The sequence below is a fragment of the Arthrobacter sp. SIMBA_036 genome (assembly GCF_046535135.1).
GTDB lineage: Bacteria > Actinomycetota > Actinomycetes > Actinomycetales > Micrococcaceae > Arthrobacter.
Window position 1 is genome coordinate 573,444 of record NZ_JAWRXG010000001.1, and the last position, 24,440, is coordinate 597,883.

The 24,440-nt window shown below is 62.6% G+C and carries 26 protein-coding genes and 1 riboswitch; of the genes, 19 read left to right on the plus strand and 7 right to left on the minus strand.

Going from position 1 to position 24,440, the window contains the following annotated elements; genetic code table 11:
• Positions 1-30 precede the first annotated feature (30 nt).
• Together ffh and SB659_RS02645 are read left to right on the plus strand one after the other, a co-directional pair.
• A complete protein-coding gene (gene ffh / locus SB659_RS02640) occupies positions 31-1,611 on the plus strand; it encodes a signal recognition particle protein (RefSeq protein WP_284978264.1) in 1,581 nt (526 codons plus the stop codon).
• Positions 1,612-1,656: 45 nt separating this feature from the next.
• Positions 1,657-2,379: an alpha/beta fold hydrolase gene (locus tag SB659_RS02645; protein WP_410549383.1), complete on the plus strand. Its 723-nt coding sequence runs from the start codon at positions 1,657-1,659 to the stop codon at positions 2,377-2,379.
• On the opposite strand, the gene thiC is transcribed toward SB659_RS02645, so the two are convergent.
• Positions 2,362-4,185: a phosphomethylpyrimidine synthase ThiC gene (gene thiC, locus SB659_RS02650; protein ID WP_410549384.1), complete on the minus strand. Its 1,824-nt coding sequence runs from the start codon at positions 4,183-4,185 to the stop codon at positions 2,362-2,364. The two genes, SB659_RS02645 and thiC, sit on opposite strands and share 18 nt — an antisense overlap.
• A riboswitch (TPP riboswitch) is annotated at positions 4,154-4,261 on the minus strand. Its footprint overlaps the gene before it by 32 nt.
• Positions 4,262-4,322: 61 nt before the next feature.
• Between thiC and SB659_RS02655 the strand changes: the two genes are divergently transcribed.
• From SB659_RS02655 to SB659_RS02735, 17 genes are all read left to right on the plus strand, one after another.
• Positions 4,323-5,423, plus strand: coding sequence for an amidohydrolase family protein (locus tag SB659_RS02655; protein ID WP_410549385.1), 1,101 nt, complete (start codon positions 4,323-4,325; stop codon positions 5,421-5,423).
• A 78-nt stretch (positions 5,424-5,501) separates the two neighbouring features.
• A complete protein-coding gene (locus SB659_RS02660; RefSeq protein WP_284978260.1) occupies positions 5,502-6,389 on the plus strand; it encodes a VOC family protein in 888 nt (295 codons plus the stop codon).
• A 127-nt stretch (positions 6,390-6,516) separates the two neighbouring features.
• The gene (locus SB659_RS02665; protein WP_284975241.1) at positions 6,517-6,954 is read left to right on the plus strand and encodes a hypothetical protein; all 438 of its coding nucleotides are present in this window, start codon (positions 6,517-6,519) and stop codon (positions 6,952-6,954) included.
• 241 nt (positions 6,955-7,195) lie between these two features.
• Positions 7,196-7,618 (plus strand): 30S ribosomal protein S16, encoded by a 423-nt coding sequence (gene rpsP / locus SB659_RS02670; protein WP_024817151.1) that lies wholly within the window; start codon positions 7,196-7,198, stop codon positions 7,616-7,618.
• Between the two features lies 1 nt (position 7,619).
• On the plus strand, positions 7,620-7,862 hold the full coding sequence (locus SB659_RS02675; protein WP_011775119.1) for an RNA-binding protein: 243 nt from the start codon (positions 7,620-7,622) through the stop codon (positions 7,860-7,862).
• A gap of 127 nt (positions 7,863-7,989) precedes the next feature.
• Entirely contained in the window at positions 7,990-8,544 is a 555-nt protein-coding gene (rimM, locus tag SB659_RS02680; RefSeq protein WP_410549386.1) for a ribosome maturation factor RimM, read from the plus strand.
• Entirely contained in the window at positions 8,545-9,345 is an 801-nt protein-coding gene (gene trmD, locus SB659_RS02685; RefSeq protein ID WP_410549387.1) for a tRNA (guanosine(37)-N1)-methyltransferase TrmD, read from the plus strand.
• Positions 9,346-9,621: 276 nt separating this feature from the next.
• On the plus strand, positions 9,622-9,975 hold the full coding sequence (rplS, locus tag SB659_RS02690) for a 50S ribosomal protein L19 (RefSeq protein ID WP_090818948.1): 354 nt from the start codon (positions 9,622-9,624) through the stop codon (positions 9,973-9,975).
• 80 nt (positions 9,976-10,055) lie between these two features.
• Positions 10,056-10,733, plus strand: a complete 678-nt coding sequence (gene lepB, locus SB659_RS02695) for a signal peptidase I (protein ID WP_284978256.1) — start codon at positions 10,056-10,058, stop codon at positions 10,731-10,733.
• On the plus strand, positions 10,734-11,537 hold the full coding sequence (gene lepB / locus SB659_RS02700) for a signal peptidase I (RefSeq protein ID WP_410549388.1): 804 nt from the start codon (positions 10,734-10,736) through the stop codon (positions 11,535-11,537).
• Positions 11,538-11,542: 5 nt separating this feature from the next.
• Positions 11,543-12,337 (plus strand): ribonuclease HII, encoded by a 795-nt coding sequence (locus tag SB659_RS02705; protein ID WP_410549389.1) that lies wholly within the window; start codon positions 11,543-11,545, stop codon positions 12,335-12,337.
• A gap of 63 nt (positions 12,338-12,400) precedes the next feature.
• Positions 12,401-12,745, plus strand: a complete 345-nt coding sequence (locus SB659_RS02710) for a DUF2469 domain-containing protein (protein ID WP_089595421.1) — start codon at positions 12,401-12,403, stop codon at positions 12,743-12,745.
• Between the two features lie 127 nt (positions 12,746-12,872).
• Entirely contained in the window at positions 12,873-13,238 is a 366-nt protein-coding gene (locus tag SB659_RS02715) for a YraN family protein (RefSeq protein WP_284978253.1), read from the plus strand.
• Positions 13,239-14,777 carry a YifB family Mg chelatase-like AAA ATPase gene (locus tag SB659_RS02720; RefSeq protein ID WP_410549390.1) on the plus strand — a complete coding sequence of 513 codons (1,539 nt, stop codon included), beginning with the start codon at positions 13,239-13,241 and terminating at the stop codon, positions 14,775-14,777.
• On the plus strand, positions 14,774-15,964 hold the full coding sequence (gene dprA, locus SB659_RS02725) for a DNA-processing protein DprA (protein WP_410549391.1): 1,191 nt from the start codon (positions 14,774-14,776) through the stop codon (positions 15,962-15,964). Before SB659_RS02720 ends, dprA begins: the two co-directional genes overlap by 4 nt.
• Before the next feature lie 63 nt (positions 15,965-16,027).
• Positions 16,028-16,954, plus strand: coding sequence for a tyrosine recombinase XerC (locus tag SB659_RS02730; RefSeq protein ID WP_284978247.1), 927 nt, complete (start codon positions 16,028-16,030; stop codon positions 16,952-16,954).
• 253 nt (positions 16,955-17,207) lie between these two features.
• On the plus strand, positions 17,208-17,711 hold the full coding sequence (locus SB659_RS02735) for a DUF3145 domain-containing protein (protein WP_410549392.1): 504 nt from the start codon (positions 17,208-17,210) through the stop codon (positions 17,709-17,711).
• Between the two features lie 120 nt (positions 17,712-17,831).
• On the opposite strand, the gene fabF is transcribed toward SB659_RS02735, so the two are convergent.
• From fabF to SB659_RS02765, 6 genes are all read right to left on the minus strand, one after another.
• A complete protein-coding gene (gene fabF, locus SB659_RS02740; protein WP_284975298.1) occupies positions 17,832-19,067 on the minus strand; it encodes a beta-ketoacyl-ACP synthase II in 1,236 nt (411 codons plus the stop codon).
• Positions 19,068-19,197: 130 nt separating this feature from the next.
• The gene (locus tag SB659_RS02745; protein ID WP_175320862.1) at positions 19,198-19,443 is read right to left on the minus strand and encodes an acyl carrier protein; all 246 of its coding nucleotides are present in this window, start codon (positions 19,441-19,443) and stop codon (positions 19,198-19,200) included.
• An 81-nt stretch (positions 19,444-19,524) separates the two neighbouring features.
• On the minus strand, positions 19,525-20,586 hold the full coding sequence (locus SB659_RS02750; RefSeq protein ID WP_284978246.1) for a beta-ketoacyl-ACP synthase III: 1,062 nt from the start codon (positions 20,584-20,586) through the stop codon (positions 19,525-19,527).
• Positions 20,583-21,512 carry an ACP S-malonyltransferase gene (locus SB659_RS02755; RefSeq protein ID WP_410549393.1) on the minus strand — a complete coding sequence of 310 codons (930 nt, stop codon included), beginning with the start codon at positions 21,510-21,512 and terminating at the stop codon, positions 20,583-20,585. Before SB659_RS02755 ends, SB659_RS02750 begins: the two co-directional genes overlap by 4 nt.
• An 88-nt stretch (positions 21,513-21,600) precedes the next feature.
• Positions 21,601-22,845 carry a PucR family transcriptional regulator gene (locus SB659_RS02760; RefSeq protein WP_284978244.1) on the minus strand — a complete coding sequence of 415 codons (1,245 nt, stop codon included), beginning with the start codon at positions 22,843-22,845 and terminating at the stop codon, positions 21,601-21,603.
• Positions 22,846-23,030: 185 nt separating this feature from the next.
• The coding region (locus SB659_RS02765) for a transketolase-like TK C-terminal-containing protein (protein WP_410549394.1) at positions 23,031-24,440 on the minus strand (1,410 nt) is incomplete at its 5' end.

Sequence of the window (24,440 nt, forward strand, 5' to 3'; positions counted from 1 at the left end):
TCGTAGACCATCGAAAGAAGTGCACGGCGCGTGTTCAATTCACTCTCTGACCGGTTGACAGCAACCTTCAAGAACCTTCGTGGCAAGGGGCGGCTCTCCGAGGCCGATGTCGATGCCACCGTCCGGGAGATCCGCCGCGCCCTGTTGGACGCGGACGTTGCCGTATCTGTGGTCCGCGAGTTCACATCGCGCGTCCGCGAACGTGCACTCGGTGCCGAGGTCTCTGGTGCCCTGAATCCCAGCCAGCAGATCGTCAAGATCGTCAACGAGGAACTCGTGGAGATCCTTGGCGGCGAAACCCGGCGTATCCGCTTGGCCAAGACAGGCCCCACGGTCATCATGCTCGCGGGCCTCCAAGGTGCGGGTAAGACCACCCTTGCCGGCAAGCTGTCCAAGTGGCTCAAGGCCCAGGGCCACAGCCCCATGCTGGTCGCTTGCGACCTCCAGCGTCCCAACGCCGTGACCCAACTGCAGGTAGTTGGCCAACGCGCCGGTGTCCCGGTGTTTGCACCGCACCCGGGCGCCACGTCCGAGCTTGAGCACCCGGCCGGGGACCCTGTTGCTGTCGCCAAGGCCGGCGTCGAAGAAGCGCGCCAGAAGCTGCACGACGTCGTCATTGTTGACACCGCCGGGCGCCTCGGCGTCGACGCGGAGATGATGGACCAGGCCCGCCGGATCCGCCAAGCGATCATCCCCAACGAAGTCCTGTTCGTGATCGATTCCATGATCGGCCAGGACGCCGTCAACACGGCCCTGGCGTTTGACGAAGGCGTTAACTTCACGGGCATCGTCTTGTCCAAGCTCGACGGCGATGCGCGCGGCGGCGCGGCGCTGTCCGTGGCATCCGTTACCGGCAAGCCGGTGATGTTCGCGTCCACTGGCGAAGGCCTGGATGACTTCGAACTCTTCCACCCGGACCGCATGGCTTCGCGGATTCTTGACATGGGCGATGTCCTCACCCTGATCGAGCAGGCTGAGAAGGCCTGGGACAAAGATGAAGCCGCGAGGATGGCGAAGAAGTTCGCCGACCAGGAAGACTTCACCCTGGACGACTTCCTGGCCCAGATGCAGCAGATCCGCAACATGGGCTCCATGAAGAAAATGCTCATGATGATGCCGGGCGCCCAGAACATCCGTCAGCAGTTGGAGAACTTCGACGAACGGGAAATCGACCGGGTCGAAGCCATCGTCCGCTCCATGACTCCGCACGAGCGGGTAGCCCCCAAGATCATCAACGGCTCGCGTCGTGCCAGGATTGCCAAGGGCTCGGGCGTGCACGTTTCCGAGGTCAATGGTCTCTTGGAACGTTTTGGCCAAGCCCAGAAGATGATGAAGAAGCTTGCCCAGGGCGGCGGGATGCCAGGGATGCCCGGCATCCCCGGTCTTGGTGGCCCAGGCGGCGGCCGTAAGGGCGGCAAGAACGCGCCGAAGAAAAAGCCGCGTTCAGGCAACCCGGCCAAGGCGGCCCAGGAACTGCGCGAGGCCGAGGCCAAGCGGGCCAACGCATCCGCAGCAGCACCTACCGGCGCCGCTTTCGGTCAGAACATGGCAGACTTCGATCCGTCTTCGCTCAATCTTCCCAAGGGTTTCGACAAGTTCCTGGGTAAGTAACCCGGTACATCACTGGATGTCCCGGCCGTGGAATAGGCTGATCGAATGCATAAGCAGCGCGTAGTCTTCGTTCACGGCTTGGGCAGCTTTGGCGCTGCGGCGTGGCCGAAGCAGCACGGCATGGCTTTGGCTTATGACGCACTTTTCCTGCGTCGGCACGGTTTTGACGCCCGTGCCGAACCGCTCGCCTCTGACGTCGCGGCAGATGTTGCCATCCTCGTCAACGCGCTGAAGGATGCCGGTGGGGGCCACGTCGTTGCACATGAGCAAGGCGCCATTTCTGCCATGGTGGCGGCAGTTGAACGGCCTGACCTGGTCTACTCGCTTTCGCTGGTTGAGCCGGCTTGCTTGTCGCTGACGGCGGAACTCCCGGCCACGGCCTCCCACAGGGCGCTCATGGAGCCCCTGTTCGAGGTGCGGACGCAACTGAACGACGTCGATTATCCACGCGAGTATTTTCGGCGGGCATTCTCTGCCGAAACCGGTGAGGTGGACACCCCGGAGGCCTTGCGCGCTGCCCGAAGGCTCAGGTTGCAAGCACCGCCCTGGGAAGCGCCCCTGCACATCGTTCCCGGGGTTCCTACCTTGGTCCTTACCGGTGGCTGGGAGCCGTTGTATGAAGAGATTGCCGGCTACCTGCGGGAGACCGGTGCCCTCCACCGCGTAGCAGCAGGCGGGCACCGGCCCCAGGATTCCATCGACGGCGACCGGGTTATCCGGTCCTTCGTCGCGGACGTCGCGCGGGCAATGTCAGTTCAGGCGTCCTGAGTCGTCGCCTGCCGCGGAAGGCACTTCAAGTTCGGGCAGATAAACCTTCCCACCCGCAGCAAGGAATTCCTGGCTCTTTTCGCGCATCCCGGCATAAATTCCCGCGATGGCTTCCTGTGACTGGGCTGAGCCGAATTCATCGCGGATGTCCTGGCTGATTCGCATGGAACAGAACTTGGGGCCGCACATCGAGCAAAAGTGGGCGGTCTTTGCGGGCTCCGCAGGGAGGGTTTCGTCGTGGAAGGACTCTGCAGTGACAGGGTCCAGGGACAGTGCGAACTGGTCCCGCCAGCGGAACTCGAAGCGTGCCTTGGAGAGCGCGTCATCCCGCTCGCTGGCCCCTGGGTGCCCCTTGGCAAGGTCAGCGGCGTGGGCCGCGATCTTGTAGGTGATCACCCCGGTCTTCACGTCGTCCCTGTTGGGTAGCCCAAGGTGTTCCTTCGGGGTCACGTAGCAGAGCATGGCGGTGCCGTAGCGGGCGATTTCGGTGGCGCCGATGGCAGAGGTGATGTGGTCATACCCGGGCGCGATGTCCGTGACCAACGGGCCCAGAGTGTAGAACGGTGCCCCCTTGCAGAGTTCCTGTTGGCGCTCCACATTTTCGCGGACCAAGTGGAAGGGGATGTGGCCGGGGCCTTCCACCATGACCTGGACATCGAACTCCCACGCGCGGTGGGTCAGTTCTGCCAATGTGTCCAGTTCCGCGAACTGCGCGGCGTCGTTGGCATCGGCGATGGAGCCAGGCCGCAGGCCATCACCGAGGGAGAACGCGACGTCGTACTGGGCGAAAATCCGGCACAGCTCGTCGAAGTGGGTGTACAAGAAGTTCTCCTGGTGGTGCGCAAGGCACCAGCCCGCCATGATCGAGCCACCACGGGACACTATGCCCGTCACCCGGTTGGCGGTCAGCGGCACGTACCGCAACAGGACGCCGGCATGGATGGTCATGTAATCCACGCCTTGTTCGCACTGTTCAATCACGGTGTCGCGGAAGATCTCCCACGTCAGCTTGTTCGCTTCGCCGTTAACCTTCTCCAGCGCTTGGTAGATCGGCACCGTTCCGATCGGTACGGGGGAGTTGCGGACGATCCATTCGCGGGTGGTGTGGATGTCATCGCCCGTGGATAGGTCCATGACCGTGTCCGCACCCCACTGCGTGGCCCACTGCAATTTGTCGACTTCGTCCCTGATGGAACTTGTGACTGCGGAGTTTCCGATGTTGGCATTGATTTTCACCAGGAAAGCCTTGCCGATAATCATCGGCTCGGACTCGGGGTGGTTGATGTTGCTGAGGATGATGGCACGCCCGGCTGCAACTTCACTCCTGACAAGTTCCACATCGCAGTTTTCCCGGAGCGCCACGAACCGCATTTCCGGGGTGACGATTCCTTGCCGCGCGTAGTGCATCTGCGTGACGGTCCTGCCCTCGACGGCGCGGCGGGGCACAGGTTGCGTGCCCTTCCACTCAGCCGAGGCAGCTCCGCGGCGAACGGCGGACTTCCCGTCGTCGAGCAGGTTCCGGCCACGCCCCGAATACACTTCCGTGTCGCCTCGGGACTGAATCCATGGGGCCCTGAAGGGTTCAAGACCCACCACTGGGTCACTGCCAGGACCCGCTGTGCGGTATACCTGCAAGGGAGGGTTGGGGTCGCCGTTGGGAGAGGACTCCAGTGCGATCTCGGTGACGGGGACCCGGATGTCGTGCCCGGGATCCTCAAGATAGGCCAGCGAGTGTGACTGGGATTGGGCAGGGTTGTGCTGTGTTTCGGTGTTACTCAAGGGACTGCTCACTTCCTTCGCCGGCATTACCCGGACAGGTTCAACGGTCGCAGACTGCATCAGTCCGATCTCAGCCCCTGCAGGGGCACCCGTGTGGTCGTAGATGAAGCTATCACAGCCTTGAGGGACGTCCCAGCCCTGGGGGTCCGGACTAGGCTTTTGCCATGGCCAACATCATCGAATTCTCCGGACCCGTGCTCGTCTCGGCCGACCAGGAACGGCGAGGGCTGTGGTCAGTGGATGGCCAGCTGACTTTTGACCGGCCTTCGGCTCCTCCGGACGCGGTGTTGGACGGTTGGGTCCTGCCGGGATTCGTTGACGCCCATTGCCACATCGGGCTCGGAGTGGGCGGGGCGGTTGATGAGCAAACCACACTCGCCCAGGCCCAAGCGGACCTCGACGCCGGGACGCTGCTGATCCGTGACGCCGGATCGCCAACCGATACCCGCTGGGTCCAGCAACGGGAGGACTTGCCTCGCTTGCTGAGGGCTGGCCGGCACATCGCCCGGAGCCGGCGCTACCTGCGGGGCTTGGGCCGTGAGATTGAACCGTCCGAACTTGTCGAAACAGTCCGCAAGGAGGCACGCGACGGCGATGGCTGGGTCAAGCTCGTTGGTGACTGGATCGACCGGGACATGGGGGATCTAGCGTCCTCTTTTCCTGCAAAAACCGTCAAGGACGCCATCGCTGCAGCCCATGACGAAGGAGCCCGGGTCACGGCCCATTGCTTCGCCGAGGGCACCATCGATGAGATGCTCGACGCCGATATCGACTGCATCGAGCACGCTACGGGGCTACTGCCGCGGCACATTCCCCGCTTGGTGGAGCAATCCGTTCCGATCGTCCCCACGTTGGTTAATATCGCCACCTTTCCCGATATCGCAGACCAGGCAGCAGGTAAATTTCCTGCGTACGCCCAGCGCATGGTCCGGCTGTGGAAGCGGAGGCGGGAACGTGTGGCAGAAGCCTTCGAAGCGGGGGTGGCGATCTATACCGGCACGGATGCCGGCAGCGTTATCAAGCACGGCAGGATCGCGGATGAGATGGCGGAACTGCACGACGCCGGCCTTCCGCCACTGGCCGTCTTGGAGGCTGCAACGTGGGGCGCGCGGAGATGGCTCGGGGCCCAAGGCATTGCGGAAGGTGCCAGTGCCGACGTCGTCGTGTGCGATGCCGATCCCAGGCGCCAACTGGACACTGTTTCATCGCTCCGGCACGTAGTGCTCAGGGGAAAAATCGTGTTGAGGCGAAACGCCGTTCTTTAGGAATAAATTGAAGCTTCAAGTAATTTAGAAGGATAGAAGGTGCCGAAAGGGCGGCAACCTCGGAACCAGGAGCTTCACATGAGCACATCATCAACCACAGGACTATCCAACCAGGATCTCCTTCCAGCGGAACTCACCATGGGCACCGTCATGCTCAAGGTGGGCGACATGACGCTCATGAGTGACTATTACCAGCGCGCGCTCGGTTTGGACGTTGTGGCTGAGCAGGACGGCGGCCTGTACCTGGGCCGCGTGGGCAAGCCCGTGGTGCACCTGGCGCCCGCGTCGGGGCTGCTCCTTCCCGGCCGTGGCGAGGCCGGGCTCTTCCATACTGCGATTCTCTTCGAAGACCAGCCTTCGCTGGCTGCCACCATTGCAACCGCAGCCGAGTATGAGCCGCGGGCGTTCGTGGGCAGTGCCGACCATCTAGTGAGCGAAGCTTTCTATTTCACCGATCCCGAGGGCAATGGCATCGAGCTCTATTACGACAAGCCGCGCGAAGTGTGGCAGTGGGACGGCAAGAACGTGGTGATGGACAATGTCACCTTGCCGCCACAACGATTCCTTCAGCAGCACCTGAGCGAGGCGGCGGTGACGGGGCAGCGACAGGCTGCCGCCGGCGTCGGGCATGTCCACCTGCAAGTAGGCGACGTCCAGACCGCGCAGGATTTCTACGTTGGGACCCTTGGTTTCGAACGGACCGCCGGCTGGCACGGCCAGGCACTGTTCGTCTCCGCGGGTGGCTATCACCATCACATGGCCATGAACGTTTGGAACAGCAGGGGCGCCGGACCGCGTAAAGATACCTTGGGGCTGGGCGAAGTACTGATCGAAGTGCCGGCGAATGATGACGTCGCAGCCCTGGCTGATCGGCTCAAGGTGGCCGGAATCGACCATCACCACACCGGCTCCGAGCTCCGTTTTGACGATCCTTGGCGGAACAAGCTGCGCGTCGCTGTTCGCTGAGCCAAGCGTCAGCCCATGGAGGGGGAGGGTGCTCCGCACTGCACTAGGCTGGGCATTGACGTCACCGGACTCCGTGCGGGCCGGATGTCGTCGCCCCGTCAGCACGAACGAATGAGAGTACTCTCCCATGGGCTTTGCCGAAATATTTGTAGCCACCCACGCTGAAGCACTCAAGCGCGCCGCCGCCTTGGACCGGGGAGCTGAAGCTGCCGGTCCCGCCGTCAGGATCAATGGCATCACGGATTTTGAGGTTGAGCAGTTGGGAGACCTTGCCGGCCAGGCCGTGCATGCTGCTGGGGCCGACTACGAACTCGCGCTCGTCGATGTCACCAGCGACGCACTTCTGGGCGTCCCGGAGGCCATGGTCAAGGCGCTCGCCGAACTCCTCACCTACGAGAACGAAGGCGATGGCAATGTCCTCGATGACGTTGCCGTGGCTTGGGCCGAGCAGGATGACATGCCTTTCGACGCCGCCGCATCGCGACAATACGTCCAGCAATTGGCGGCCCTGGCGACTGACGTCGAAAAGACCGATCGTGCCGGTCTCTACGTCTGGTCCGTCTGAGGGAAGTGTTGCCTTCTCCCGAATTAGCGACTTTCAGCAGGCTGTAGTGACCAATCACACACGGCCGTCTGTGGCCTAAGTCGTAATCGTTCCGGTCATCTGGCACAATAGACAGGTACTCGATCGGCGCGGCCCCTCTCTCCGTGCTCGTATCTTGTCCTTCGAACCGTCAAGTATGGCCCGCCCCACGGGTGCAGAACGTCGGGTTCAACTCTTTTCAGAAACAGGAGTGACCACAAAAGTGGCCGTAAAGATTCGCCTTAAGCGCTTCGGTAAGATGCGCGCACCGTACTACCGCATTGTCGTCATGGATGCCCGCGCCAAGCGCGATGGCCGTGCCATTGAAGAAATCGGCAAGTACCACCCCACTGAAGAGCCGTCGTACATCGAGGTCGCTTCCGAGCGCGCCCAGTACTGGCTCTCCGTTGGCGCCCAGCCCACTGAGCAGGTTGCAGCGATCCTCAAGATCACTGGTGACTGGCAGAAGTTCAAGGGCCTGCCGGGCCAGGAAGGCACCCTGAAGACCAAAGCTCCGAAGGAAGCCTTCGTAGCACCGGAGAAGGGTTCCGTTATTATCCCGGAAGCCATCACCAAGAAGGCCAAGAAGGACGAGGCCGCTGAGGCTCCGGCCGAGGCTGAAGCAGAGACCACCGAGGCTGAGTAAGTTGCTGGCAGAAGCGCTCGAGCACTTGGTTCGTGGGATCGTTGACAGCCCTGAGGATGTCAAGGTCAGCGCCAAGAACAACCGCCGTGGGGAGTCCCTCGAGGTGCGAGTTCACCAGGAGGACCTCGGACGGGTGATCGGCCGTCAAGGACGCACAGCACGCGCGCTGCGCACTGTGGTTGCGGCTTTGGCCGGTGGCGAGCAGGTCAGGGTCGACGTCGTCGACACCGACCGTCGCCGGTAACGCGCTCAGCACTGCTTGTCTTAAGTCCGGCCCCTTCACCGAATATGGTGGAGGGGCCGGATTGCTTTATCCCTAAAGTCATTACCGTGGCCCCGGCGGCACGGCATACAAGAATTCAGAGGAACCCATGCAGCTCCAGGTTGCCCGGATCGGCAAGCCCCACGGCATTCGCGGCGAGGTGACGGTGCAGGTACTGACCGACGCTCCTGCTGAGCGTTTTGTCGCTGGAACCGAGTTCGTCGTTGACCCGGCGTCCGCCGGTCCGCTGACCATCCGCAGTGCCCGATGGAACAAGGACATCCTCCTGCTCGGTTTTTCGGAGATCGCCGATCGGAACGAAGCTGAGGCGATCCGTGGCGCGAAGCTCTTCATAGAGACCGAAGAGCTCGACGACGACGATGACGACGAAGGCTGGTACGAGCACGAACTCGTTGGCTTGGAGGCGCGTGTTGGACCTCGGGTGGTCGGCAAAGTTGCCGCTCTCACTACTTTGCCGGCCCAAGACTTGCTGACGGTCACTACGGAGGACGGCAAGGAAATCCTCATTCCCTTCGTCGATGAAATCGTGCCCGAGGTGAACGTCGAGGACGGGTACATCGTGGTGACCCCGCCTGATGGCCTCTTTGACATCAACAACGAGACCGGCGAGGAGCCCGGAGACGCTCCCGGGGATGACGCCTGAATGAGGATCGACGTCGTCAGTATCTTTCCGGAGTACCTGGCCCCGCTGGAGCTCTCGCTCATAGGCAAGGCTCGCCAAGACGGTCTCTTGGAGCTCAACGTTCACGACCTCCGCAGCTTCACAACGGACCGGCACCGGACCGTGGATGACACGCCCTACGGCGGGGGTGCCGGTATGGTCATGAAGCCCGAGCCCTGGGCCCAGGCGCTCGAATCCGTGGTCCGGCCAGGCGATGACTCCAAGCCGGTACTGATTGTCCCTTCGCCCGCAGGGGAGCGCTTCAACCAGGCGCTGGCCTACGAGCTTGCCGAGGAAGAGCAGCTTGTCTTCGCGTGTGGCCGCTACGAAGGCATTGACGAACGTGTCATCGATTGGGCGCAAGACCACTTCCGGGTACTTCCGGTCAGCCTTGGCGATTACGTGCTTAACGGCGGCGAAGTGGCTGTGCTTGCCATGGTCGAGGCCATCGGACGACTATTGCCCGGGGTTGTCGGCAACCCGGAATCACTCATTGAGGAGTCCCACTCCGATGGACTGCTGGAGTACCCGGTGTACACCAAGCCGTCAGCGTGGCGTGACCACGACGTCCCGGCCATCCTGCTGAGCGGGAACCACGGCAAGATCGCCCAGTGGCGCCGGCACGAGCAGTTCCGCCGCACAGCCGAGCGACGGCCGGACCTCTTGGCCGAATACGATGCCGGTTCCTTGAGTCGTGCTGACAAAAACGCACTCGCCGAACTTGGATACGACGTCGTTGATGGCCGCCTGCGACCCCGATCCGGCGGCGAGGCGGACAACTAAAGACAAGACGCCGCCGTCGAGCCTTTCGTTCGAGCGGTGCTGAGCCGCCGGTTGGCCGGATGCTCGGTCATATGGCAGAATTAACCCTTGTGTCTGCTGGGCTGACACCTGCCACAGGGGGAGTTCAGCCAACAGTCGGACAACCGGCGACGCTAATCAGTAGCGGCACCGGTCACAAAGAATCTTCGGCGGAGATTTCCGGTAGGCCTTCGTGCCCCGGGCTTGTCCGCCGTAACCCAAAGTGAATGACCTGTGGCGTTCACCAGGAGTGGATTAATGCATATCCTCGATAGCGTAGATGCAGCCTCGCTGCGTAGCGATGTTCCGGAGTTCCGCGCGGGCGACACCCTCAAGGTGCACGTGAACATCATCGAAGGCAAGAACTCCCGTGTCCAGGTATTCCAGGGCTTCGTCCTGGGCCGCCAGGGTGACGGCGTGCGCGAAACCTTCACCGTGCGCAAGGTTTCCTTCGGCGTCGGTGTAGAGCGTACCTTCCCGGTACACTCCCCGATCATCGACAAGATCGAGGTCGTCACCAAGGGTGACGTCCGCCGCGCCAAGCTTTACTACATGCGTGCACTGCGCGGTAAGGCTGCGAAGATCAAGGAAAAGCGCGACTTCGCCAAGTAAGTCCTGCGACAATCGCAACGGGTCCAGGAGTAGTGCCCGGTTGTTCCGGAGCAATCCGCAACGCAACAGGGATACGAGTCATGGACACAGCAAAACGCCAGCCCCGGAAACAGGGCTGGCGTTTTGTTTTGCTTGCGCTCGTTCTCGCCGTCGCTATCAGTGGCCTGGTCCGATCGCTGTGGATCGACGTCTACTACATTCCTTCAGAGTCCATGGAACCGTTGCTCCGCACGGGGGACAGGATCCTGGTCTCACGAACGGCTTTCGCGTCCGAGCCGATCCGCCGGGGCGACGTCGTCGTGTTTGACGGAAGGGGTTCATTCGCCCCGTTGAGCAGCGGAAAGGGACCCCTTGCGGACGCAGTTTCCGGCGCGGGTCAATGGTTCGGCTTCACTGGCAGCGATACCACATACGTTAAGCGGGTCATCGGGCTTCCCGGGGACCATGTGCAATGTTGCGACGCCGGGGGCCACCTCACAGTGAACGGTCAGGCACTTGAGGAACCCTATTTGTACCCCGGGGATGTGCCGAGCCTGCAAAAGTTCGACGTCGTTGTGCCCGAGTCACGGCTGTGGCTGATGGGTGACCACCGGTCCCGCTCCGCGGATTCCCGCGGCTTGCTAGGAGCCCCCGGTGGTGGAATGGTTCCCATTGACAGGGTTATTGGCAGGCCGATCCAGATCGTCTTTCCACTTGATAGATTTGCAGGAGTGCCTCGCACCACGCAGGCCGTAACACCATCGAAGAACGGACAGTAGATGCCGGACCAAGCTCCAGAGAACCCCGAGCTACCCGAGGACGACGCCCGGCTCCGTGAAGGCACGGCTGCTGTCGCCGAGGAAGGGGTACCTGCGGGCAGTCCAGGGGGTGCGCACGCCGCCGGGAAGCCGCAACGGAACGCCGCATGGGGTTGGCTGCGGGAGATCGGCACCGTGGTGGCAATCGCCGTCGTCCTGTCGTTCCTGATCAAGACTTTCCTCTTCCGCGCCTATTTCATTCCTTCCGAGTCCATGGAAAATACCTTGGACGTGAACGACCGCATCTTCATCAACCTCCTCGTTCCCCAGGCTTTTGGTTTGTCCCATGGGGACGTCATCGTGTTCAAGGACGAACAGGGATGGCTGGCACCGATACCCAAGAAGGCCCCAGGACCTTTGGATTGGGTGGGAGAGAGCCTGGTGTTCGTGGGGCTCATGCCGGACGACAATGAACAACACTTGGTCAAGAGGGTCATCGGGTTGCCCGGCGATCACGTGACCTGCTGTGACGCACAGGGTCGGGTCAGCGTCAACGGGGTCCCGCTGAACGAGACCTACATCAACCCCGCCGAGGTGCCCCAGCCGAACCCGTTCGACGTCGTAGTCCCCGCCGGCAAGGTCTGGGTGATGGGCGACAACCGCAACCACTCCGCCGATTCACGGAGCCACGCGCAAACCAACGGCGGCTTCGTGAACATTTCCGACGTCGAGGGAAAAGCCACGATCATCGCATGGCCCTTTAACCGTTGGACGGTACTCGACAACTACCCGAACGTCTTCCGCAACGTTCCCGCGGCCAAGTAGTTTCAATGCCGGCCCCAACCCAAACCCACACCACGGCCAAGTCCCCGGGCGGAGCGAAAACGGTAGCCAAAACGGCGTCAAAACCGGCGGCCAAAACGGCGGTCAAAAAGAAAGCACCGCTGAAGAAGAAGGCCCCGGTTGGCATTCCCACATTGGATACCGAGCGATCCTTCCTTGCACCCGGCGTTACCTTGCTGGCAGGCGTTGACGAGGTAGGCAGGGGGGCCTTGGCAGGTCCCGTGACGGTGGGAATCGCCGTCGTCCATCTTGAAACCCATGGCCTCTTGGCGGACGTGCGCGACAGCAAACTACTGAAGCCCGAAGACCGCGAGCGACTCGAGCCCATGGTCCGGCAGTGGGCTGTGGCGTGCGCCGTAGGGCATGCGTCCGCTCGCGAGATCGATGACATCGGCATCATTGCAGCCCTCCGCCTGGCAGGTACCCGGGCGTGGTTCGACATCGTTGAAGCGGGCATCAGTCCCGACGTCGTACTCCTTGACGGCAGCCATAACTGGCTCTCTCCGGACCCACAAGCCTCCCTGTTCGATACGGCAGCCGGTGGGCGGTGGTGTGAGGCGCCGGTGCACACTCGTATCAAGGCCGACATGAGCTGCCTCAGCGTGGCCGCTGCAAGTGTGGTGGCCAAGGTGGCCCGCGACAGGATTATGGTCGATCTCCATGAAGAGGCTCCGGCCTACGGCTGGAACGTGAACAAGGGCTACGCTACCTCTGCCCACAGGGAGGTCATTCGCTCGCAGGGTCCGAGCACCTACCACCGGACCAGTTGGCACCTGACCTGATCGGGTTTCACGTCACTGCGCTGAATGGCGCGTGGTGCTGCGGAGATAGTGCAAGATGGAACCATGAGCGCCGAGGACCTTGAGAACTATGAGACCGACATGGAGCTTCAGCTCTACCGCGAGTACCGGGACGTGGTCGGTTTGTTTAGCTACGTTGTCGAAACCGAGCGGCGGTTCTACCTTGCCAACCACGTGGATTTGCAGGCCCGAAGCGCTGACGGGGAAGTCTACTTTGACCTGACCTTGCAGGACGCGTGGGTATGGGACGTCTACCGCTCGGCCCGGTTTGTGAAGAACGTCCGGGTGATCACGTTCAAGGACGTCAACGTGGAGGAACTGCCTCGGAGCGAGGATTTGTCCTTGCCGAAGGATGGTGGCCTCGGGGACCTGGGCGATCTCGGCAACTAGCAGCGCAGCTGGTCTGCTCGTTGCTTCCTACTTGTCCTCCACATTGCCCCGTTTGGCGGGAATTGCCCACATAGCGTCGTAGGGCAGTGTCCTGGTCCGTTGCCAGCCTGAATGCTGGTGGACGGAGGTGATGCTCGTGCGAGCAAAGGACATACTGGGCCAAAATGGTGAGGCCCTGGCGGCTGAGTTCCTGGAGAACCAGGGTATCCGGATTGTGGACCGCAACTGGCGGTGTGCAGAGGGTGAAATCGATATTGTGGCCATTGAGGGCGATACCCTGGTGGTCGCGGAAGTGAAGACGCGCAGCAGCCTGGATTATGGTCATCCCTTTGAAGCAGTTGGTGCGGCCAAGTTGGCGCGGCTTCATAGGCTGGCATCGGCGTGGAGCAGGGACCACGAGTTAACGCTTCGGCGGTGGCGCGTTGACGTTGTCGCGGTGGTGGCCGACGGCATTGGGGACCCTGTTCTTGAACACCTGCGGGGTGTGGGTTAGATGGGCGTGGGACGCAGCTATTGTGTGGCTCTCGTTGGGCTGAACGGGCACATGGTGGAAGTCGAAGCGGATATCGGCCAGACCCTGCCGAACTTCGTGATCCTTGGACTGCCTGACGCGGCCTTGAATGAGGCCAAGGAGAGAATCCGCTCTGCTGCGCAGAATTCCGGTATCCCCTTGAGTCGGCGGAAGATCACGGCGAATCTCATCCCGGCGTCCTTACCTAAACGGGGCTCTGGTTTCGACTTGGCTATCACCATGGCTGTCCTCCGCGCCGCCGATGACATCCGTTCGGTGGACGGTACCGTGTTTATCGCGGAGCTGGGACTTGACGGGAGGCTCCGGCCTGTTCGTGGGCTGCTTCCAGCGGTCATGGCCGCTGTTCAGGCCGGGTTCCCGGACGTCGTGGTCGCTGAAGCGAATGTTGCTGAGGCGTCCTTGGTTCCGGGGGCGAATGTGCGCGGATACAAGACGTTGGCCAGGCTCGCTTTCGACTACGGGGCCGATCCCAAGGACCTCGCCCTCGATTACGATCCCTTGGACACGGAGCCGGCGGACGAACACGGCACTGACGGCGTCCAGGTTCCGGATCTGTGCGATGTCTCAGGGCAGTCGGAAGCACGCCGCGCTTTGGAAGTCGCTGCTGCCGGCGGCCACCACATGTTGCTGACGGGCCCACCAGGGGCTGGGAAGACCATGCTTGCCGAGCGGTTGCCGGGATTGCTTCCAGACCTTGGAGACAAGGCGGCCATGGAAGTCACGGCGATCCATTCCCTGGCGGCGGTGCGGTCATCCTTGACCACTCTGATACGCAGGCCGCCGTTCGAGAATCCCCACCATAGTGCCACCGCGGCGGCAATTATCGGCGGTGGTTCCGGCTTGCCGAGGCCTGGTGCCGCCTCACGCGCGCACCGCGGCGTGCTGTTCCTTGACGAGGCGCCCGAATATGAGCGACGAGTCCTGGATGCCCTTCGCCAGCCGCTGGAGAGTGGGGAACTGGTGATACACCGGTCCGCCGGAACAGCAGCGTACCCGGCCCGATTCCAGCTCGTTCTCGCTGCCAATCCCTGTCCTTGCGGAAAGGCGTCAGGCAAGGGCGTGGAGTGCACCTGTACGCCCCTGATGCGCCGTCGCTATTTTGCCCGCATGTCAGGCCCTTTGCTGGACCGGGTGGATATCCAACTCCAAGTCCAACGCGTGTCACTTGCCGACTTCGGTCAGGCACAGATGGAAGAAGACACCGGTGCAGTCGCCGCGCGGGTGCAGGCCGCTCGGCGTCGGCAATCTGACAGGTTGGGGTACTTGGGGCTGGACGCAAACTCCCAAGTACCAGGCCGTATTCTCCGAGGCGAGTTGAAGCTGCATCCCCGCACGACGCACATTCTCGATACGGCACTGGAACGAGGCATCCTCACCGCAAGGGGCTACGACCGCGTGCTGCGGTTGGCTTGGACATTGGCGGACCTGGAACACAGCGAGGCTCCGGACGCTGACCACATTGGCCAGGCACTGGGCCTGCGTCAGGCAGCCGCCGCATGAATGCTTTGGAGAAGGAACGGATTGCCCGGGCGGCATTATCCCGGCTCATGGAGCCGCAGGACACTGTGGGGCTCGCACTCGTCCGCGCAGCCGGTGCCGTGGAGGCAGTGGGGATTGCTACAGGAGAGGTGGCCACAGGGGCGGCGCTGGAGCAGGAAATCTCCTCCTTACTCGCCGAAGAGGCGGGAACATCAACCTGGGCGGGCTTACCGGCGAGCTTGCGGCGCTGGGCACCCTGTATCGCCGATCTCGCGCCGGAGCGGGACATCGAGACGATGCGCCGGCTGGGTGGGCGGTTGATTGTCCCGGGAGATGATCTATGGCCCGAGCAATTGGAGGACCTCGGCCTTCAGGAACCGCTGTGCCTTTGGTGGCGTGGACACGAGGAACCCCTTCCTCCCGCCCGGCAGACTGTGGCCCTTGTGGGATCCAGGGACAGCACGAGCTACGGTGCATCAGTGACGGGCGACTTCGCTTATGGTCTTGCCCAAAGAGGCTACACAGTGGTCTCAGGTGGTGCATACGGAATCGACGCACACGCCCATCGCGGGGCCCTCAGCGGCGGGGTTGCCCGCATACCAACCGTCGCCGTCATGGCAGGGGGAGTGGACCGCTTCTACCCCTCCGGCAACGAGGACCTGCTCCGCGCGGTCTCGCATCAAGGGGCAGTCATTTCAGAAGTTCCGCCCGGTTCTGCCCCCACTCGATACCGGTTCCTGCAAAGGAACCGATTGATAGCGGCCTTGGCGGCGGTGACTGTGGTGGTTGAGGCCCGGTGGCGTTCAGGTGCCCTCAATACCGCCCACCATGCCGAGACCCTCGGTCGGGTGGTGGCCACTGTTCCCGGGTCCATCCACAGTGCCAACTCGGCAGGCTGCCATCGGCTACTCAGGGACGGTGGCGCCATATGCGTGACAGACGTAGGGGAGATCGCGGAACTGGCCGGAAGGATCGGAGAAGGAGCTCCAGATGAGAAGGAGGCGCCTCCCGCGATCCACGACGGTTTGTCGCTGGAGGATTTGATCCTGCTGGATGCCCTTCCCCTCCGATCCGCAAGTTCTGTGGAGAAGTTGACGGTCGTGGCGGGCCTCAGCCCCGAGTCGGTGCGTGCGGGACTTGGACGCCTTGGCCTCTTGGGTCTCGCCGTTTCGGAGAGGGGAGCGTGGAGCCGGACCAAGAAGAATTAGGCGACGCCGGCAAAAGGCATGTCAGACGTGATCTCGGGGACCGCTGCTGGCACAGTTGGGAGGGTGAACGAAGAATCATTGCCTGGCAGTCTCAAGGGTGCTGTCAAGGCTTTTGGGCGATACTTGCAGGGCGAACGCGCGAGATCGCCCCATACTGTCCGTGCCTATCTGGCAGACGTTGAAAGCCTCCTGGGGTTCGCGGCGCACGAGGGCATCCAAGAACTCGAAGACCTCGAACTTGGTTGCCTGCGCCGGTGGCTGGGTGCGCAGAGTGAGTCCGGAATGTCCAGAGCGACCCTAGCCCGCCGTGCTGCGACTGCTCGATCTTTCATGGGCTGGGCCCTCCGTGAAGAACTCATTGCAACAGATCCATCCGTGCGGCTGCGCGCACCCAAGCGGGAAAAGACATTGCCGGGTGTTCTCCAACAGCAACAGGTCACCCGGATCGCCAATGACTTGAAGTCCGCAGCTCAAGACGGGGCGGCGATGCCCGTCCGAAACCGGGCCATGGTGGAGCTGCTGTACGCGACGGGCATCCGTGTGGGTGAGCTTGTCGGCTTGGATGTTGACGACCTCGACTTTGACCGGCGCACATTGCGCGTAGTGGGCAAGGGAAACAAAGAACGGACCGTTCCATTCGGGATTCCGGCCTCCTTGGCCTTGGACGACTGGCTCCGGCGTGGCCGACCCGCGCTCGTTAAACCGAGCAGCGGCGCGGCGCTGTTTCTGGGAGTGAGGGGTCACCGGGTGGATGCGCGGCAGGTCCGAGCTGTGGTGAACGGGCTGCTCCAAGCGTTGGGAGATACCTCAGCCACGGGACCACACGCATTCAGGCACAGCGCGGCGACCCATCTGCTGGATGGGGGAGCCGATTTACGGGCCGTGCAAGAGATTCTTGGGCACAGCAGCCTTGCGACTACCCAGATCTACACGCACGTCTCCGTCGACAGGCTTCGGAAAAGCTACCAGCAAGCCCACCCACGGGCCTGAAACATGACGCCGCCGCCGTCGCACTGGCGGAATCCAGCACCGTACGGCAAAATGAAAGCAACAAGGGGGAACCTTCAATTTATGGATGAAGGTTAGCTCTGGGTCAATTGTGGTCCGACGTGGGATACGATCGGGCTGGTTACAAGAAAAAGTAAATAGCTGCAGGCAAGTGTTCCATGGCACCTCGCAGCAGCTGCAATCCATCCAGGCAGAGGACGTTGGGGAAGACGTACCTACAGCTATGGAGGATGGAATGTCTGTTGCAACAACCCGCGGTGTCCTGTTTGTGCACTCGGCGCCTACTGCCCTATGCCCGCATGTTGAGTGGGCCATCGGATCGGTCGTGGATAAGCGGACCGATCTTGAGTGGACCCCACAGCCTGCTGCGCCTGGAATGTTCCGGGCAGAGTTGTCTTGGACCGGCTCGCCCGGTACCGGCGCGCTATTGGCGTCGGCTCTTCGCGGCTGGGCGCATTTGCGCTATGAGGTCACCGAGGAACCGAGCCAGGGCGTAGACGGGGCCAGATGGTCACACACCCCTGAACTGGGGATCTTCCACGCCGTTACGGACGTTCACGGCAACATCATGGTCGGCGAAGACCGCATCCGGTACGCCTACGAGTCGGGCGCAGGTGACCCCTCTGCGGTCTACCACGAGCTGTCACTGGCCTTGGGTGAAGCTTGGGACGAAGAGCTGGAGCCGTTCCGGCACGCCGCCGAAGGAGCCCCGGTGCGCTGGCTGCACCAAGTTGGCTAACTGGCGTTATAAGAGAACACATCACCAACGAAACATCCCATAGCAATGACAATGGCCCCACCGAGAGGTGAGGCCATTGTCATGTCCAGCTATGGGAACCAGCTATGGAAAGCTGCTCGTTCAGACGTTGCGCACGGCGATGACGGCGTTGTGTCCGCCAAAGCCGAAGGAGTTGCTCAGTGCGACGATGTCTCCGGATGGCAGGTCCCGAACGGAGGTCACAACATCCAAGGGGATCTCCGGATCCTGGTTCTCGAGGTTGATGGTGACCGGTGCCTTGCGTTCGTAAACTGCCAGCACCGTCAATACCGCCTCAACGGCTCCGGAAGCGCCCAGAAGGTGACCCATCTGGGACTTGGTAGCGGAGACGGCCACGTTGTCCACGTGGCTCCCCAGGGCCGCTCGTAGGGCCGTGTACTCAGGCTTGTCACCGACGGGCGTCGATGTAGCGTGGGCGTTGACGTGGACAACGTCCTCTGCCTGGATGCGACCGTCGAACATCGCAGCCTTGAGGGCACGCGTGGCGCCCAAGCCTTGGGGATCCGGCGCCGTGATGTGATAAGCGTCTGCTGTCACCGATGTTCCGGCAAGCTCGGCGTAGATACGCGCGCCGCGGGCGAGTGCGTGTTCCTCGGCCTCCAGCACCAAGGCGCCAGCGCCTTCACCCATAACGAAGCCATCGCGGTCGACGTCGTACGGTCGGGACGCACGTTCGGGATCGTCGTTGCGACGGGACAGCGCTTGCATGGACGAGAAAGCAGCCATGGGCATGGGGTGGATGGCAGCTTCGGCGCCGCCGCACACCACCACGTCTGCCTTGCCGGATCGGATGAGCTCCAAGCCAAGGTGCATGGCTTCGGTACCGGATGCGCACGCGGAAACCGGAGTGTGGGCACCGGCGCGGGCGCCCAGATCCAGGCTTACCGCGGCAGCTACGCCGTTAGGCATCAGCATGGGGACCGTCATGGGCAGGACCCGGCGGGGGCCCTTCTCCCGGAGGGTGTCCCAGGCATCCAAAAGTGTCCAGACGCCGCCGATGCCGGTAGCGAAGGCAACAGCCAACCGGTCGTGGTCTATTTCGTCGATACCTGAGTCAGCCCATGCTTCCCGGGCAGCGATAACGCCGAACTGGGTTGAAGGATCCATGCGCTTGGCCTCCACACGGCTCAAAACATCAAGCGCAGGTACGGAGCATCGGGCCGCAAAGTGGACAGGGAGGTCGTACTTGGCCACCCACTCGTCACCGAGCGTGTGGGCACCGGAGACCCCTTTCAGCGCGTTCTGCCACATTGTGGGTACGTCGCCGCCGATGGGAGTGGTGGCCCCCAGACCGGTTATGACTACTTTGCGTGCCATGCGATCACTCTCTGTCGGATCAGCCGTTCCGCTCGCGGGTTCGCAGCGGGGGCAAAAAATCGTTGGGTGTTACTGCGACTGTGCCGGGCCCAGGGATAAAGCTCCGGGCCCGGCACAGCTGGTGTCAGGACTAGGCCTGTGCGTTGGCGATGAAGCTGACGGCGTCGCCGACCGTCTTGAGGTTCTTGACTTCCTCGTCCGGGATGCGAACGCCGAACTTCTCCTCAGCGTTGACCACGATGGTCATCATGGAGATGGAGTCGATGTCCAGGTCCTCGGTGAAGGACTTGTCCAGCTCCACGGCTTCGGGTGCAAGGCCGGTCTCTTCGTTAACGATTTCAGCCAGGCCGGCCAGGATTTCTTCGTTGCTAGCCATTGTTGGCTCCTTTTCTTGTTTGTACCGGCTGACGCCGGAAAGGGGGCAAACCGCGGTTACGGTTTGGGTTTGTAGGTCGTTTTACGGCAGGACCACTACCTGCGCACCAAACACCAGTCCGGCGCCGAAGCCGATCTGTAGGGCCAGCCCGCCGCTAAGCTCCGGGTTTTCCTTGAGCAGGCGGTGGGTGGCCAAAGGGATGGAGGCCGCGGATGTATTGCCCGCCTCGGCGATATCCCTGGCGACGACGACAGTCTCCGGAAGCTTCAGCTTCTTTACCATCTCATCAATGATCCGCATGTTCGCTTGGTGGGGGACGAACGCTGCGAGGTCGCTGGCTTCGATTCCGGCGACGTCGAGGGCTTGCTGCGCCATCTTGGCCATTTCCCAGACTGCCCACCGGAAAACAGTCTGACCGTCCTGGCGCAGTGTCGGCCAAACATCCTGCGTGGCGGAGATGAGCGCGAGGTCATCAGTTTCGTCCGAGTGCCGGGCTGACTCACCCAGTGCGCGGACGTCTTCAAGGGAATGCGTCATTCCGATCGCATCCCACTTGCTCCCATCCGAGCCCCACACCGAGGGGCCGATGCCGGGAGTCTCCGATGGTCCCACCACAACGGCACCCGCGCCGTCGCCGAGGAGGAACGAAATAGTCCGTTCGTGGTTGTCGATGACATCCGAAAGTTTCTCGGCGCCGACTACAAGAACGTAAGTCGCGGCACCGGATCGGACAAGGGCGTCCGCTTGGGCCACACCATAGCAATACCCCGCGCAGGCGGCCGAGATGTCATAGGCCGGGGCCGGCGTCGCACCCAAACGCTCGGTCAGCGCAGCGGCGGCCGACGGTGTGGCGTAGGGGTGGGTGACGGTGGAGACGATGACGGCGCCCAACTGCGAAGGGTCAATTCCAGCTTGCTGGATCGCCTCCCGGGCTGCGCCTTCGGCCATGTCGATGACGCTGACATCGGCAGCGGCGCGGTGACGGGTGATGATGCCGGTGCGCTGGCGAATCCACTCATCGGAGGAATCGATCCATTGGCAGACGTCCTCGTTGGTGACAATCACGTCGGGGCGGTACGCGCCAATCCCCAGAATGCGGGCGTTCGCGTTGACCGGGGCTTGCTTCAGTACGGGAGTGCTCATGCCTGTCCCTCCAGTTCGGCGAAGAGTGCGAGGGCCGCGGACAGGTCCTCCGGTGTTTTGACGGCGACGGTCTTCACCCCGGGCATTCCCCGTTTGGCGAGGCCCGCGAGTGTTCCTGCCGGGGTCAATTCGATAACGCCGGTAACCCCACGCTGCACGAGGGTTTCCATGCACTGGTCCCAGCGAACGGGGCGGGATACCTGGGCAATCAAGCTGTCGACGGCGGCAGGACCTGCCGTTACTTCCTGGCCGTTGTAGTTGGACAACAGCGGAACCGATGGGCTCTGCGGTGAGAGCGAGGGCTTCAGGGCGTCGAGTGCGCTGACCGCGGGGGCCATGTGCGATGTGTGGAAGGCACCCGCGACCTTCAGCGGAATGACGCGTGCTTTCGCAGGCGGGTTCTCAGACAAGGCTTTCAACTGGTCAAAGGTGCCCGCGGCCACTGTCTGGCCTGCACCGTTGACGTTGGCGGGCGTTGCGCCGGAAGCCTCGATGGCTGCCAGGACTTCGGCAGGGTCTCCGCCCAAAACCGCGCTCATGCCGGTGGGAGTGACCGCTGCTGCCGCTGCCATGCTGTTGGCCCGTTCCCGGACGAAGGTCATGGCCTCGGATTCAGTGAGGACACCCGCTAGGGCGGAGGCGGTGATCTCGCCCACCGAGTGCCCGGCCAGGATGACGGGAAGGGTGCTGAGTTCGACGTCGAACAATGACTTGGCCGCGATCAAGCCAGCCGCGACAATCAGCGGCTGCGCTACTGCGGTGTCCTTGATGGTCTCTTCATCGGACGTGGTCCCATGGGCCTTGAGGTCAATGCCTGCGATCTCGCTTAATGCGGCCAAATGGCCCTCAACGGAGGGGAGCTCCAGCCAAGGGGCCAGAAATCCGGGGGTCTGGGAGCCCTGTCCAGGGCAGACGATTGCAAGCACGTATCCAGCTTTCCAAATTGCCACGTGATCCACTGGTGTTTGCGTACACCAAGCTCACTGGGTCAGTTTGTAGGAAGTCTACAACGGTTCAGTGCTGGGAACGTGACGCGTGACGGTCCGGAGCGGCCTTCGGTTGGGCCGAAAGCCGTCCGACGACCAGCGCTGTTTGCAGCACAAACGCTTCCCGCGGAAGCAGCGGATCCCAGCCTGTCACGTCGCAGACACGCTTCAAACGGTAGCGCACGGTGTTGGCATGGACGAACAGTTCGCGGGCCGTTGCCTCCAGCGAATGACCCAATTCGAGATAGGTGCCGAGCGTCTCCACCAAGCCGTTTGAGGCTGCGAGAAGGGGCCGGTAAATGTTTTTGATTAGTGACCGGCGTGCTGCGTCATCACCGGACACCACCCTTTCAGGCAGCAGGTCGTCTGCGGCGACGGGGCGGGGAGCGGAAGGCCACGCCCGCGCCGCCGTGAGTCCGGCGAATGCCGCTTGAGCGGAACTGCTCGCTTCCAAAAGTGAACCGGCTTCCGGCCCGTAGACCACTGCACCGGGGGCAAATAGTTCGCTGAGTTTGACGTACGCCGTGTCCCGATCGTGGACGCCGCCCAGAATCAGGATGAGCCGGTCTCCCTGGATCCCCACCAAGGCATCCTCGGCGAATCGTCCGGCCATGCGTCGCAGCTCGCTCACGTAACTTGCGCTCGGTTCCGACGGCGAATTGCCCACCATCACCGTGAAGCGCTCTTGGGCCTTCCACCCCAGCGCCGCGATCCTTGATCGCAAGGCGTCCGTATTCTCGCCGCGCAGGATGGCGTCCACGATGAGCGCTTCGAGCCGTGTATCCCACGAGCCGCGGGACTCGGCGGCGCGTGCATAGACGTCTGCGGCGGCAAACGCGACTTCCCGGGAGTAGCGCAGGACCGCTTCGCGCAGGGACGGCTGGTCTGATTCCGGCGCGATCACCGGGACTTGGTCCTCAACGACTTCCACCACGATGCGAATCAACTGCAGCGCTTTTTGCAAGCTGATGGAACGGGTCAGTTCAGTGGGGGCGTTGCCGAACACGTCGGTGAGGATCCACGACGGCGAACTCGGCCTCTCGTACCACGTGACAAACGCGGCGATTCCATTCTGGGCCACGAGGCCCAAGGCTGAACGTTCGTCCGAGCTGAGCCGGCTGTACCACGGCAGGGACTTTTCGAGTTGCCGCATGGTGCTGGTGGACAACTGCCCCACGTTGGCGCGAAGCTGACGCAGGGTCTCAGCCTTTTCCGGCGTTAAGGCCGGTGCTGCTGCTTTGCGCTTAGACGTGGTTTTGCTGGGCTCTGCCATGGAAAGAGCATACGGCCCAGCTCTCTGAAGCTCCATTTGTGAGAAGGCTACAAGAGACGTTGTTGCTGGTCACCCCGCGGAGGCCTCCGGATACCGCGTTAAAGCCCGACGGCGGCCGTCACCTTTCGGTGCCGGCCGCCGTCGCGGTAGTGCTTGTGCAGCTGTGGTCGGTCCAGCCGACTTTGTTAGGCGTCTCCGCCTGCTCCGCCGGTGGTGCCGGCGTTGACGTCCAGCAAGCGGTACTTCTCGATGGCCAGCTCCGGTGCACTTGCGTCAACTTCTCCCTTGGCGGCAAGGAGTTGGAGTGTTTTGGTGACGATGGAGTGGGTGTCGTTTTTGAAGTAGCGGCGTGCGGCTTGGCGGGTGTCGGAGAAGCCGAAGCCGTCTGCTCCGAGGGAGGCGAAGTCGTTGGGGATGAATTGGCGGATTTGGTCGGGGATGGCTTTCATGTAGTCGGTCACGGCGATGACGGGGCCGGTTTTGCCGGTGAGTTGTTCGGTGATGAAGGGGGTGGGTGCGGGTTGGCCGGGGTTGAGGAAGGCGTGTTCTTCGGCGGCGAGTCCGTCGCGTCGGAGTTCGTTCCAGGAGGTTACTGACCAGACGTCCGCGGCCACGTTCCAGTCTTGGTGGAGGATGCGGGCGGCTTCGAGGGCCCAGGGCACGGACACGCCGGAGGCGAGGATCTGCGCGGTGGGCCGGTTGGGCTCGCCTTGGGGGGCGTCGGCGAGGTGGTAGATGCCTTTGAGGAGCCCGTTGACGTCGAGGTTTTCGGGTTCGGCGGGTTGGGTGATGGGTTCGTTGTAGACGGTGAGGTAGTACATCACGTTGTGATCCGTGCTGGCGTCGCCGTACATTTCTTCGAGGCCGTGGCGGATGATGTGGCCGATTTCGTAGCCGTAGGCGGGGTCGTAGGTTTTCACGGCGGGGTTGGTGGAGGCCAGCAGGGGGGAGTGTCCGTCGGCGTGTTGGAGTCCTTCGCCGGTGAGGGTGGTTCGTCCTGCGGTGGCGCCGATGATGAATCCGCGGGTCATTTGGTCGGCTGCGGCCCAGAAGGAGTCGCCGGTGCGTTGGAAGCCGAACATGGAGTAGAACACGTAGATCGGGACGAGGGGTTCGCCGTGGGTGGCGTAGGAGGTCCCGGCGGCGGTGAACGCTGCGACGGCGCCGGCTTCGTTGATGCCGGGGTGGATCAGTTGCCCGGCGGGGGATTCTTTGTAGGCCAGGACGAGGTCGCGGTCCACGGAGAGGTAGTTCTGGCCTTTGGGGTTGTAGATTTTCGCGGTCGGGAAGAACGCGTCCATCCCGAAGGTCCGTGATTCGTCCGGGACGACGGGCACGAACCGGGTCCCGAAGTTTTTGTCGCGCATGAGGTCTTTGAGGAGCCGGACGAAGGCCATGGTGGTCGCGGCTTGTTGTTTCCCGGACCCGCGTTTGGCGACGTCGTAGGACTTCGCCTCGGGCAGGGTGACCGGGGTGTGGGTGCGGCGGCGTTCGGGGACGAACCCGCCGAGTTCGTTCCGGCGTTCCATCAGGTATTTGATTTCGGGGGCGTCCATGCCGGGGTGGTAGTACGGGGGCCGGTAGAGGTCCGCGTC